The following is a 13013-nucleotide window of genomic DNA, read 5'->3' on the forward strand; positions in this document are numbered from 1 at the left end:
TTGCAGTGCAATGAGATGCCGCCCTTTTTTCGGAGCGCATTCGAGAGCAGCCGTTTGCGCCGTTCCCAGGTCTTCAGATCGATGAATCGCTCGTTGCCGCTCGCATTCCCCTTCTTTACGATATAGGGGTTCACGCTCGCCGATATCATCGGCATCCATTTCCTCTCACGCGCGCCCTCTTTCGCCGCTTCGACCACCGAGGCAAGCTCGTCAGCGATCGCGAGCACATCGCTGTCATCCTCGCCGGGAATACCGATGATGTAATAGAATTTGAAACGCCGGATACCGTGTCGTACACCCGTAAGCACGGTACTCCTGAGCACTGCGGCGGATATCCGCTTGCCGACGGCGCTTTTCATGCGCTCGCTCCCCGCCTCCGGTGCGATCGTTATCGTCACGGAACCGGAGCGAGCGATAACAGAAATACTTTCCTCATCAAGAAGTTCCGCCCGGAACGATGAGAACGATAATTGCCGGCCTGCATCGACGAGGCGGGAGATAATACGCGGGAAATCGGGGTGCGATGCGAGCGCCGTGCCCATGAGGCCTATGCGGTTTTTCTCAGTACGTATCGATGCCGCATGCAGGAGTATCTCATCCATAGGGAGATACCGCTCCGTGCGCATGCGCGGCACTTCGCAGAAACGGCAGGAGAACGGGCAGCCGCGATTGACCTCAAGCAGATAGGTATCAGGGAACACCGACTCGGGGAGCATATATATCGAATGCGCCATGCGATCGATCGTCGGTGCCGGGGGCGAGTGAAATATCGATGGCCGCTCGTGCTCCGCAAGCTGTGCAGCAGCACGCTCATACACTGACACATCAAAGCGGTCGAATTCACCGGCGAAGCCGCCGTCGAGAAGCGCATCAGCGAATGCCGCTGCTGATGCATAGGCAAAGCCTCCGCCGTAGAGTTTTACATCGGGGAGCAGTGATCGTATCGATGCAAGCTGCAAGAGCGATGTTTCAGAACTGATGGACACCAAAGCAGTATCGAATCGCGGTGCGGTATCGCCGTTGGCCGTTACCAAAGAGTCATTCTCAAAGAAAAGCGGCTCGACCATGATACGATCGGAACTGTCAAAACAGGATAATACCGACTGCCAGCCGAGATTGTCAGCTGTTGAACGGCGATCGCCGCAGATTATTATCGGGACAACGACCGCATCACGGCGTTTTGCCGGGGTCGGAGCGCAACGGACCGCCTTCATCGCGCGGCTATTTTTTCGCTTTCGCCATCGCTTCGTTTATTTCGGCGACCATCTTCTCAATGTCCTCGTCGCTCAAGCCGTGACCGCGGCAGCCTTCCTCGATGGTCTCCCATGTCGCCACATGGCAGCCGATGCAATGGAGGCCATACGACATCATTATCTTGGCGGAATCGGGGAACGTCTTCACCGCATCGCCGATGGTCATTGTTTTCGTTATCATGAATTCCTCATATCGTTGTGAATGATGTTGAGTATAATAATCTGCAGATAAATGTCAAGACAGCGCATCAGTCATGTCGATCCAGCACCCGGAGCATCCCCCTCACGACGGTCGACACTTCATGGAAAAGCCGCGTACCGTTCGCTTCGGTCATATCTTTGAGATATCGCTTGATATAGAACGGCGCTATCTCCCAGGCGATGTCATCCGTAACAAGCGCATCGGCATCGTTCTTCCCGCAGGGATCCAAAAGCGCGGCGAGCCGTGCGATGAGGGCGCCTGTGTCATGGGTCGCCGCCGGTGCCCGTACGGGAATGGCACGCTCTGCCGGCGGCGTCGCTCCGTTCCACACCGATATCGGAAGATTCGCCGAACGAGGCGTGACGGCATACACGGGCACAGCGACAGCGGAAAGTGAGGACGCGAACGCATCACGATATGCGGCAAGGATAGCGCTTGTACGAAGCAGTCCCCCGCGATGGTCATGACCCGCGATGGCTTCGCCCGCACGTTTCTCATTGCATGCCGTGAGCGGCGTAAGCTTCCCGGACAATGCCGTGTCCACTGCGTACGACGCACCGAATGCGCTGTGCGTACGCTCGTCAGGGTATCCGAAATCGGCAGCAGCGATATAGAGGGCTGACGGGTCCAGAAAACACGCTATCGAGAGCGCATCGACGATGACACTGCCGGACATCGGCAGCTCGAACATATCCGGGGCGATGGTACGCTCGATGACAGAACCCTGCGAAAAGAAATAGAGCTCATGCATCGACCGAAGCGGTATGCCGTAGGCGCTCAGCGCCGCGATGACAGGGATATCGGTGCCGCGAAGTACCGTGAGATGGAGCGATGAATAAAAACCGCCGTCGGTAGTGATGACAAGGTCCGGGCGTATACCGTGTTTCATGAGCGGTGCTGCAGCAGTTGCGACCGCTATTACCGAGCATGAAGACGCGAGTGCACGGACATCCGCCGCTCTCTCATCGACGGTAGGCCCTCCGCCGACAATGAGCGCCGGCCGCTTTCCACGGAGCATGCCTCGAAGTGCGGATAACGTACGGGCGCTGCGCTGCCGTGTATTACAGGCGGTGTTCATGGCCCAGCGAGATGCAAAGTAATAGTACGTCGTCATCGACATGAGCTTGCGTTTTGTGAGCGTTGCGATCAGCGTCTCGAGCTCTCGATAGTATTCCGGGGCGGTGTGCATGCTCCGCGGATGCGTTATGAACGCGGTCACATCGATACGGTAATCGGCGATGTCCGCATCGACGGTGCGAGCGGCATCGGCGGCTGATGCGCCGGCAATAACAACGGCGCGGGAAAGGAACGGCATGATCCGTGCAGAGAAAAGCTCTCGCAGAAGCGAGGCGTTCTTCTCGATGATGATGAACCGATGATGCGGATATCGCGCAGCATACTCCTCGATGTGATACATGCCGCCTGCGCCGATGAATACCGCGGATGCGATATATCCCCGGCCGCTCACGGCAGCATCGATGAACGCGCGCGACTCACGCACTGGATCATACCTCGACACGAGCGGCTGACCGCGATATGACACGGACACCGTGCTGATAGATGAAACAGTGACGTCGGGGTCGTGAACGGCATCTCGAATGGCAGGGATCGATGTGCGATTGCGGGCATCACCTGCGAGGAGCGTAAGGTTCTCCTCGAGCGCTTTCATTGTGCCGGTGAAATTCTGTCGGAGGGGAGTATACGGGCCTTCTCTGGTTTTGCCGGACGCGCGGGCCGTTCCTTCTTCTCTTTCGGCACGGATGACTTCTTCCGGCTCGAACGCTTTGCCGGAACGACGGCAGCCGACAGGTAGCGCTGCAGGCGCAAAAGGCTTTTGCTTACGCTTGCGGGCAGCGTATCGGATATACCTTTAAATGAGAACACGAGTATGGCTGCGACAAGGCGGTTCTTCCTGCTTATCGGTACGAACCAGAACACCTTGCCGGGCACCGCACTCGCCCCGCCTTTCTTCGCCGGCTTTTCGCCGTACGTGAACGGCAATATGGCAGTATGCGACGGATCGACGGTACGGAAATCCTTGAATGCTTTCAGCTGGAATCCCTTCGGGAAATCGCCCTTGGATGCCGGCGAAAGCTTCCCCGTACTGGAACGGACAAGATATACCGACTGTGTAATGCCGATGGAACGAAGCGCCTGCACGGTCGCTTTCGTCAATGCATCCTTCCCGGCATGGCCGGCAAGAAGCACGGCCTCGAACGCGTCATCATGTCTGCCGCGGTCTTCCGCGACACCCGAGCCCTCGTCGAAGAACGCGATGATCCTTGCGGCATACGCAAGCCGCACACAATCCTCATCGGTATACTGTTCCTTCTCGGGCTTCGGGCCCGTGAGCAGCATTCCCGCAGGTGAAATACCGGTCACCGGTGTGGCATACGAATCATCTATCGTCTTGCGATCATCCTCGGAAAGTGAATCGGCGATGCGCTTATCCGCGGTGAGCGACCTCACCGGCACGCATGTCCCCCCGATGGCGGCGGAAAGGAGCGCCACCGGGAGTGCGGCGGGGATCGCCTGTTCCTTCGCTTGAGCGCGCGATACATCGTCCGCGGCAAGTTCGTTCTTTTTCGAGCGATAGCAGATGGCGTACGGGACATTGAGCGCGGAGCGTACGAACGCGAGGAGCGCGCGTTCCGCGTCCTTGGATGAAATATGGTCCTTCGTGAACGCCAGAGAAAGATCGCGGTACGCAGCAAGCGTCCGCTCATAGGCGTTCTTCCTGCCCGCGAGATCGCGAAGCAATGCGGTAATGAGCCACTCATCGTACGAGAACGGCTCATGATAATCACGTGCGGCAAGTTCTGCGAGCATGGTCTCGCGTCGTTCGGAGAGATATACCTCGGCTTTATCGCGCAGGCCCATCGTCAGATCCCGTGCTTTTTCAGGAGCGATGTATAGAGATCGTAATATCTCGATTCGGCGAAACGCTTTATCTTCTCTTCAGGCAGATTGGCGAGAAGCTCATCAAAATAGGACAAGAGTTCCTTCAAGCCCTCACCGGTCGGTACGCTCACGGCAGATGACCCCTTCTGTTTCGTCTGCGGCGTAAGTCCGGACTCGTCGGCGAAACGCTTCAATGCGCCGGTAAGGTCCGCTTCCGATATGGTGCCGTCGAAATCCGGCTTCCCCCGCTTGGCTGCGACGGGCGCGTCTTCCGGTTCCGCGGACAATGTCGGCAGTTCTTCCGGGGGTATCGGCAGCGTATCGGCTATCGGCTGTTCGAAGGCGGGCGCATCCACGCCGCTCTCCTTCATTATCTCGTTCTCGAAATTCATCGACTCAAGCACGTTCGACGAGCTCTGCGCTTCCTTCTGCAGTTTCGCGATATCGGAATCATCGAGCGGTGCTGAAAGATCGGCGGCGAAATTATCCTTCGGCGCTTTGCGCGCGGGTGCGGGTGCGGGAGCGGGCGTATCATCGATCATCGGCGGCAAGTCCGGTGCGGAGTCCATCTTGCGCGAAAGTTCGTCTATATCGTTCTGTATCGCTGATTCATCGATTTCGCTGCTGAGGTCGACCACTTCGGGATCGCGCTGCGCGGGGCGCTCGCGGACGGCATCCTCGCGCTCGCGGCGGGCTTCTTCATCGCTCAGTATCTCATTGAGCTCGTCGCCGGAAAGCGCGATTATCTCATCGCCGGCATCCATGGAAAAAATATCATCGCTCGCTGCCGCACGCCCTTTACGCTCCACCGGGGCTGGCGCTTCCATCGACGGTACTTCGGGGAGCTCAACGGCCGTGCTTGCGGTCGGCACATCGCTCACGTCCTCTACATCGGCAAGTATGTTCTCGAGCTCGCCGTCTGATAGAGATATCGTCTCATCCTCGGTCTCGGCGAAAAATCCGCCTTCTTTGGCGCCTTCCGCCGCCGGCTCGGTCAAGGACGGGAGCGCATCATCAGTACCGATATCGAGGGCTATATCGCTCGCATCGGGAAGATTATCAAGGTCGATCGCGGCATCATCGATGGTAAGCTTTTCATCGTCGCTCGATTCTTCAACGGCGTCAAGCCCGCGTTCCTCATTCGCTTCGGTAATGGCGGGCATAGCCGGACCGTCGTCGGCAAGCGGAACAGCCGTCGATGATTCGATATCATCGATCGAGGGGGCGGAGATATCGGCACCGTCCATCGGGGCGGGAGCGGGTGACAGGTCATCGGTCGCGACGGTATCGCCGAGTATGTTCGCCAATTCACTTTCCGACAGCGATATGTCCTCGTTGTCATCGGAAGCGGTGAAAAATCCTTCTTTCTCTTCAGCCATATCCGTCCTTGCGTTACCGTTCATATGCGTCGTACGCGCGCGCCGTACGGCGGGCTATCCTTACCGTGCGATCCGCCGTGACAGGAGCGTTCAGATCGAAGTCGCGAGGCAGCATCCCGTCCGCCGTGACCCCGCCGCATTGGGCGAAGACCTCGCGCCATGGAGTGTTCTTCGGTACCCGATACGGTCCCGGTGCCGCAACCGCACCTGCTATCGATATCGTTACCATCTCTTTTTCGACGGATGCGGTCCATGCCCCCGCACATACCGTGAGCACCGCACCGGCTATAAGTGCACCGGCAACGAATACCCAGAAGAGCTCTCTCTTAATTATCGTCTCCTAGCTCAAATTCCTTGAAATCATTATATCTGTTCAGGGGGCACGTGTCAAGACAAGTGCCGTATTCACAAGGGATTTCCCTTGATTTTCTCAAGGATATTCCAAAGAAATGCACACGTGCACAGGCATGCGCAAGCGCTACTTGACGGCAAAGAGGTATGGAAATATACTGTCCGCCACAACAGTAACAAGGGAAAACCATTGGAACGATTCATCCCCAGCATCGTCGGTTCGGCCGTTGCACGAGTGCGCCGCCTTTTCGGGATACCGTCCGCGGGACACCGCGGCATACGGACCGTCTATTTCGGCCTTCGAGTGCGATTCCTCGCACTGCTATGTCTCATCGCCTTTGTGATCATTACGGTGCTCACCGCCCTCCTCTATTTCAATCAGCGAGAACGGCTTGCAGCCGAAAAAGCGGCGAAAGCGATGACGCTTACCCGCATACTCGGCGAAAGCGCTGAATTCTATCTCGACCGCGTAGTGACGATAAGCGATGAAGAGCGCACGCTGAAATACAATACAATGAAGGACGACGCGCTGAACTTCAAACGATACAACAGCGATATCGTCAAAGTGATGCTCGCGGACGATAAGGGTCTGATGCGATACAGCACCGACGGGGGCGATTATTCCCTGCGCACCCCGCCCCCCTCTATCGCAGCAACGCTGGCCGCACGGGACGAGGAGCTTAAGACATTCGACTTCGCCGAACGGGACAAGCGGGCAAAGAAGAAGACACGCTACCGCGTGGTATGCGTGCCGATACTCCTGCATCGCGGGAATGTCGTCGATATACTGGGGGATTTCACCCGCTACTACGACCGCTTTCAGGACGCCGACCGTGCGAAGAAGCGCGATATCTATCTTGTGCTCTGGCAGAAATACAGGGCCACGCTCGGCGCCGCGTTCGATCCGGCGAAGAACCGGGATGAAAAGCCGGATACGGTGAGCCGTATGAATGACATCGACTTTGTTTTTCTCAGGCTCTTCGGCAGCATCATGATATCGCGCGACAAGCGGATCAAGAGCGGCGAACGATGGCTCTGGAGCGATGAATGGCTCTTCGCGCAGAAAAAAATAAAACTGAAGGCGTATCGCGACGATGCGCCCGCCAAGGCGAAAGAGGCGCAGGATGTCGTCGTTGCGCGCATGCGTTCGCTCGCCAGGCAGATAGAGGATGTACGCCGGCTCGGCGCGCTCGCCGTCATGTTCAATTTCGACATCATGCAGAGCGATATCGACCGCGGCTTTCAGTACGTGATACGCGTCGCGCTCATCATGGTCATCGTAAGCGCCATCGCCTTTCTCATCATGCTCACGGTCATGATACGCAACATCAAAACGCTCGAACGATGGGCGCTCTCGGTGGCCGGCGGCGATCTGTCCTCCCCCGCGCCGATACGTGAGAACGACGAGATCGGGCGCCTGCGCGATGTGTTCACCTACATGCTCGGCGAAATGAAAGCAAAGTATCACCTCGAAAAATATGTATCCGCCTCGACGCGTGCGCATGTCAAGGCCGCATCCGATGATATCGAGCTCGGCACCACCGGCCGGAAGCAATTCGCTTTTCTCTTCTCCGACGTACGCGGCTTCACGTCATTCTCCGAGAAGAACGATCCCTCGGTCGTCGTCGAAGTGCTCAATCTCTATCTCGAACTGCAGTCGAACATCATCAAGAAACATCGCGGCGATATCGACGATTACGTGGGCGATCAGATCATGGCGCACTTCAGCGGGGAACATTCCGTCGACCGTGCGCTTCAATGCGCAAGCGATATCATCGATGCGATGTCGGCAGAGAACCGTGTTCGCGGACGAAAAAAGCTCCCCACCTTCGATGTCGGCATCGGCGTGCATGCCGGCGATGTCGTCGTCGGTAACATCGGATCGCGCTTCCGCATGGACTTCGCCTGCATCGGCGACACGGTCAATCTCGGCTCACGGCTGTGTGCCAACGCCCCCGCAGGCGAGATAATCGTTTCCGCCGCCGCGCTCGACATGGCGAAAGAGAGATTCAGGACCAAACGGCTCCCCCCGCTCACGGTCAAGGGAAAAGCAGCGCCGATAGCCGTCGTACGACTCCTCCCCTAGCGCGGAAGAATTATCACTTGCGGCCGAGCCTCGATACGATACAATGAGCATATGACGGAACACAAGGTCTTCATCTATACTGCATTCGGCGGACGCTACGGAAGCGGCCATCTCATGCGCTCGCTCATGCTCGCGAAGCATCTCAAGTCGGAAGGATACGATGCGATATTCCTCGCCGAACCGAACACGCCGCTCTCTACCGAAATAGAACGGCGTCACGGCAAGACCTATTCGCGCTCAATTCTTGCATCCACATCGGCAGCCGCGATCATATGCGATCGCCGGGAATTGCCTGAAGCGGATATCCGGTCGCTCAGGAGAACGGCGCCGGTCATCATCATGGACAGCAATGGGAGCGAAACGCGCATCGCCGACATCGTTATCGATCAGCTGCCCTCGCGCTCGAAAAAAGCGGTGAACGTACGCCCCTTTACCTGTACGGTGCTGTCATCGGCCGAACGTACGCCGAAGGTGCGCGGGAAGGTAGAGCATATTTTCGTATACGCGGGCGCCATCCGCGCCTTCGCCGAGGCCGTCGCAAAGGCGGCATCGCGATTCCCTTCGATACGCTTCACGATAGTGCTCGGTACGGACTCGAATATACCAATCCCGCCGAACGTTACCATGAGCCCGGTGAAGGAAAAATATCTTTCCACGCTCTCACGCTTTGATGCAGTGATAACCTATTTCGGTCTGACCGCTTTTGAATCTGCGCTCGCCGGGCTCCCGGTGATGCTGCTCTCGCCGACGAACTATCATGCAACACTTGCCGCGGAATGCGGGGCGATGTTCTATGACATCGGTTCGATGCGTTCGGGATCTGAGGCGATATCCGGCAGGATGTTCTACCTCATCAATAAGCCTGCGGCTCGGAAAGCGCTCATCGCCGAAGCTAAAAAATCGATAGTCCCGGAACGTTCGATGGAACACATCACCCGCATTATCCGCGGAACAGCAGCCCTCGTGCACCCCCGCTGCACCGCCTGCGGCGCGGCGCTCACACACATTGCCGCACGTTCAGAGAATTCAAATCTGTATCGGTGTACGGCATGCGGTTCCCTTACGCGGAAATACTTCCTGCCCCTCGCGATGAAGTATGAGGACGACTACTTCACTACGGATTATCGCGCACAATACGGACGGACCTACGAGGATGATTTCCCCGCGATACGTCTCCTCGCAAGAAGGCGTTTAGCCATCATGAAAAAACTGCGGCCCACCGGATCACTTCTCGACCTCGGCTGCGCGCTCGGGTTCTTCCTCTACGAAGCACGCGAAGAAGGATATGATGTTTCCGGCATTGAAACGAGCGCATATGCGGCATCATATGCCAAAAAGAAATTCAGCATCGACGTACATACCGGCGGCGTGGAGCGATTCTCCGCCTCGCGCACGTACGATGTCATCACTGCATGGTATTTCCTCGAGCATATCGACGGCATTGAGTCGATGTTGTCATCAGTGCACCGCATGCTCTCACCCAGCGGCATATTCGCGTTCGGCATGCCCAACGCCGCGGGTATTTCCGCGCGTATGGACCGCTCGTATGCCGCGCGCGTACCCGTCGATCATCGGAATGAATTCACGCCGAACGGGATGGATATGCTCATGCGGAAAGCGGGTTTCGTGCGCGAGCACGTTGCAGCCACCGGCATGCATTGGCCGCGTGCGGCGGGGCTTCTGAAGCTCGGTATGCTCTCGAAGAACGATCGCCTGGCATCGATGTACAGGACCGTCGCTGAAAGATTCTCTCTCGGCGATACGTTCGAGGGATATTACCGGAAACGGTGATCACCTGAGCACGGGATGGGCTTCCACGTGCACGGCATATACGCATTTCATGTCTTCAGCGACCGCGGCAGCACCTTTGACGAGAAGCGCGCCGATCTCTTCGAGCGGGACATCAACGGTGCTGAATAACGGGCGATACGCGTTGGCCTCCGGTGTATTGTCATACCCGATGAGCGTATACTCTTTCCCCGCCGCTGCGCCGAGCTTCGCGATCGTATCTGAAGCGAGCATCGCGATCGTATCGTTCGACCCGAACACGCAGTCATATCCTCCGATACGGAAAGCCGCCGATAACTTTTCCGGTATCTCATCGAGCGACGTGATCGAAATAACGTCACCGCGGACACCGGCGTCTTTTGCCGCAGAGAGGAACGCCTCGCGTTTATACGAAGCGCTGGCGAAGCGGTCGCGGTGTTCGATCATGAGGAACGCATTCCTGCCGCTGCTTGCGGTATAGCGAATGAGCGAGCGTATCGCCTCCCCGCCGTTGAAATACACGCAATGCCCCGCAGGTCCCTGTCCGGTGAACAGCATGAGCGGGAGGTTCATCCCCCGGCAATGCTCGATGAACGCTGCATATTGCCGCGTGGATGACAGCATGAACACCGGCCGTTCGGAGATGCGCAGGAGCCGCTCAAGGTCGGAGCTGAAGTCGTTCGGATCGATGAGCGTAAAGCTCAGAACACAGTCGTGTTTCTGCGCCTCCTGCATGGCGCCGCGCATGAGGCGGAGATTGATACGATAATTGTCAGGGAGCGCGTAATGATCAAGAGCGTTCGCGTCAGGAAGGAGGAAGTGTGCGGTGAATGCCCGGTTCTGACGAGGCTTTATAATGGTAGGGCGTCCTTTGCCGCGAAAGGCATAGCCCCTGAGCGCAAGCTCAGAGAGAATCTTATTCGCCGTAGGTCTGCTGACGGCGAACTCTTCCATGATAGACCGTTCCGATACCGAAATACCGTGCACCGATGCCTTGTCGATAAGTGAGTCTATTATCACGCGCGAAAGCGCCTTTTTCTGTTTCTTCGGCATGGGTTATTATCCTTGACAAAGCATCATGCCCTTATTATAATGTATATACATGTATAAGTCAAATGTATAGCTATACGGAGCGACGACAATGCGCTTAGTAATTCCAGGTTTTTATGCAATAGTCATGCTCACATCGTTGTTCGGTCAGAGCAAATACAGCGACCGTGACCTCACATTCGCGGTCACATTCGACAGGAATTCCACCGCAGCCGAGGTATCGCTCGGCGACGGGGCATCGACCACGTTCAGGGATAATCTCGAATTCCGCATCGTGCCCGGTTTCGACGGGAAGAACGCTTTCAACCGCCGTGAGGTGGAAGAACTTCTGCGCTACGATGTGGTGAAGAACATCGATCACCGTAAAGGGACGATAGCGTTTTGGGTAATGGCGAAGAATTACAGCCCGAAGGATGTGAAGACATCGGACAAGGAAAAATGGCATAAACCGTACATCAACATCTACTTTAGGGACGGCGCGAATTGGGTGCAGTTCTTCATTTATCAATACTACGATGATGCCCGTGCTTTTTTCTACTGGAGCAGCTCGTACGCAGCAAAGAATATGTATAAACTCGCCGCGGCGCCGCTCCTTACCGTCGGACAGGGTGATTGGTTCCAGATAGCGGTGACCTGGGATGAGAAAGAGATAAAAATGTTCCTCAATGGCGAACTGCAGTCGACAAAAGCGCTTGCTGCAGAAGCACTCGCCCCCTCTGATTTCTCACCGAAGCCGGACGGCTCGTTCATCAGCGTGCGTGAAAGCATATGGAAGGGGCCGCCGCCGTCGACCGATGCCGGTAAAGAGACCGTCATCGATGACATAAAGATATTCTCGCGGCCGCTCACCGATCTTGAGATAAAGAACCAGTATGCCAAGGTGGCCCCTGGCGCAGCGGTACGGGAGCTTGTGAGCATAGATATCCAGCTCAACGGCGTGGATGACGGCGGTCCGCTTGACCGTCTTGAAGCGATAGTCGATATGAATCCGCTCGATGCGGCGTTCCAGAAAGAAGTGCTTGCGTCAAAGGCGAAAGCATCGTACGAGATTAAGACCCCGAAAGGGAAAACACTTTCCGGCGAGTGGCCGGTAGGAACGCTTACGAGCACGAAGATCATAGACGGCATCGATGAACCGGGGGAATATGCGTTCACTGTTATCGTCTCTTCGCCGGACGGCAAGACCGAGCGTGCGACGAAGAAGATCGTGCGACCGGAGACTTCATGGCATAATAATGATATCGGGCGTGAAGACAGCGTACCCGATCCGTGGACGCCGATGAGCATCGATGCCAAGAACACGGTGCGTATCTGGAACCGGGAGTATCATTTCGATAAAGGCCCGTTCCCGGCACGTATCATCGCCGGCGGAGAATCGATACTGGCAAAAGCGCCTGCGCTTGTCATCATGACCAGCGCGGGAAAAGCGGCGGTATCGTACGAGATAACCGAACGCGTCGTGAAGAATTCGTTCATCGGCTTGAAAGGAAAAGGGACGGCGAACGGCTTCTCGCTCACTTGGAAGACGCGCATCGATTTTGACGGCTTCATGCGCACCGACTTTGAAGTGAACGGAACGCCGACCGTGGAATCGATGTCCATGCAGTGGACGGTGAACAGGAAATTCGCGGATTTTGTCATGGACCCGCTCCTCAAACAGAGCGGCAGCGGCTCGATCGAATTCCCCTTCCCGTATGATGACCGGAAATCCGGCACCTGTCTCTGGCTGACGTCCCGAGAGAAAGGCTTCGCCTGGTCGCCGGAGCATGACGGCAACTGGATCTACGACAAGAACGAAAAGCCGCTTCGTGTATCGGTCGATGCTGGCGGCGGCGTGTGCGAAGTGCGCATGATAACGAAACGGACGACGATACCGTCGGGTGCGGCATATCATGCCATGTTCATCGCGCCACCGTCGCGTCCGCTCCCCAAGCATTCGCGCCCGTATCGGCGCGGCGGATATGCGCGTCAGCCCCACTGCGATGTCGCGCGTTTGCAGCATGTCGGGGAAGGGACCGAGTCGG

The 13013-nt window shown here is 56.9% G+C and carries 10 protein-coding genes; 3 read left to right on the forward strand and 7 right to left on the reverse strand.

Features of this window, described 5'->3' with window-relative positions:
* The 6 genes from AABZ39_07510 to AABZ39_07535 form a co-directional block, all read right to left on the reverse strand.
* Nucleotides 1-1214 (reverse strand): radical SAM protein (locus AABZ39_07510; GenBank protein ID MEK6794606.1); only part of this gene is annotated, 1214 nt, incomplete at its 3' end.
* A 7-nt stretch (nt 1215-1221) separates the two neighbouring features.
* A complete protein-coding gene (locus AABZ39_07515; protein ID MEK6794607.1) occupies nt 1222-1434 on the reverse strand; it encodes a DUF1858 domain-containing protein in 213 nt (70 codons plus the stop codon).
* Nucleotides 1435-1501: 67 nt separating this feature from the next.
* Nucleotides 1502-3124, reverse strand: coding sequence for a 6-hydroxymethylpterin diphosphokinase MptE-like protein (locus AABZ39_07520; protein ID MEK6794608.1), 1623 nt, complete (start codon nt 3122-3124; stop codon nt 1502-1504).
* A complete protein-coding gene (locus AABZ39_07525) occupies nt 3121-4335 on the reverse strand; it encodes a hypothetical protein (protein ID MEK6794609.1) in 1215 nt (404 codons plus the stop codon). The genes AABZ39_07520 and AABZ39_07525 overlap by 4 nt, the downstream gene beginning before the upstream one ends.
* A 2-nt stretch (nt 4336-4337) precedes the next feature.
* Nucleotides 4338-5735, reverse strand: a complete 1398-nt coding sequence (locus AABZ39_07530) for a hypothetical protein (GenBank protein MEK6794610.1) — start codon at nt 5733-5735, stop codon at nt 4338-4340.
* 13 nt (nt 5736-5748) lie between these two features.
* A complete protein-coding gene (locus AABZ39_07535; GenBank protein MEK6794611.1) occupies nt 5749-6012 on the reverse strand; it encodes an SLBB domain-containing protein in 264 nt (87 codons plus the stop codon).
* 264 nt (nt 6013-6276) lie between these two features.
* Between AABZ39_07535 and AABZ39_07540 the strand changes: the two genes are divergently transcribed.
* Together AABZ39_07540 and AABZ39_07545 are read left to right on the forward strand one after the other, a co-directional pair.
* On the forward strand, nt 6277-8172 hold the full coding sequence (locus AABZ39_07540; GenBank protein MEK6794612.1) for an adenylate/guanylate cyclase domain-containing protein: 1896 nt from the start codon (nt 6277-6279) through the stop codon (nt 8170-8172).
* A 51-nt stretch (nt 8173-8223) separates the two neighbouring features.
* Entirely contained in the window at nt 8224-9963 is a 1740-nt protein-coding gene (locus tag AABZ39_07545; protein ID MEK6794613.1) for a methyltransferase domain-containing protein, read from the forward strand.
* On the opposite strand, the gene AABZ39_07550 is transcribed toward AABZ39_07545, so the two are convergent.
* Nucleotides 9964-10992, reverse strand: coding sequence for a substrate-binding domain-containing protein (locus AABZ39_07550; GenBank protein MEK6794614.1), 1029 nt, complete (start codon nt 10990-10992; stop codon nt 9964-9966).
* An 88-nt stretch (nt 10993-11080) separates the two neighbouring features.
* Between AABZ39_07550 and AABZ39_07555 the strand changes: the two genes are divergently transcribed.
* Nucleotides 11081-13013, forward strand: a 1933-nt coding sequence (locus AABZ39_07555; protein ID MEK6794615.1) for a glycoside hydrolase domain-containing protein, incomplete at its 3' end; no start/stop codon positions are given.

Source organism: Spirochaetota bacterium (assembly GCA_038043445.1).
Lineage (GTDB): Bacteria > Spirochaetota > Brachyspiria > Brachyspirales > JACRPF01 > JBBTBY01.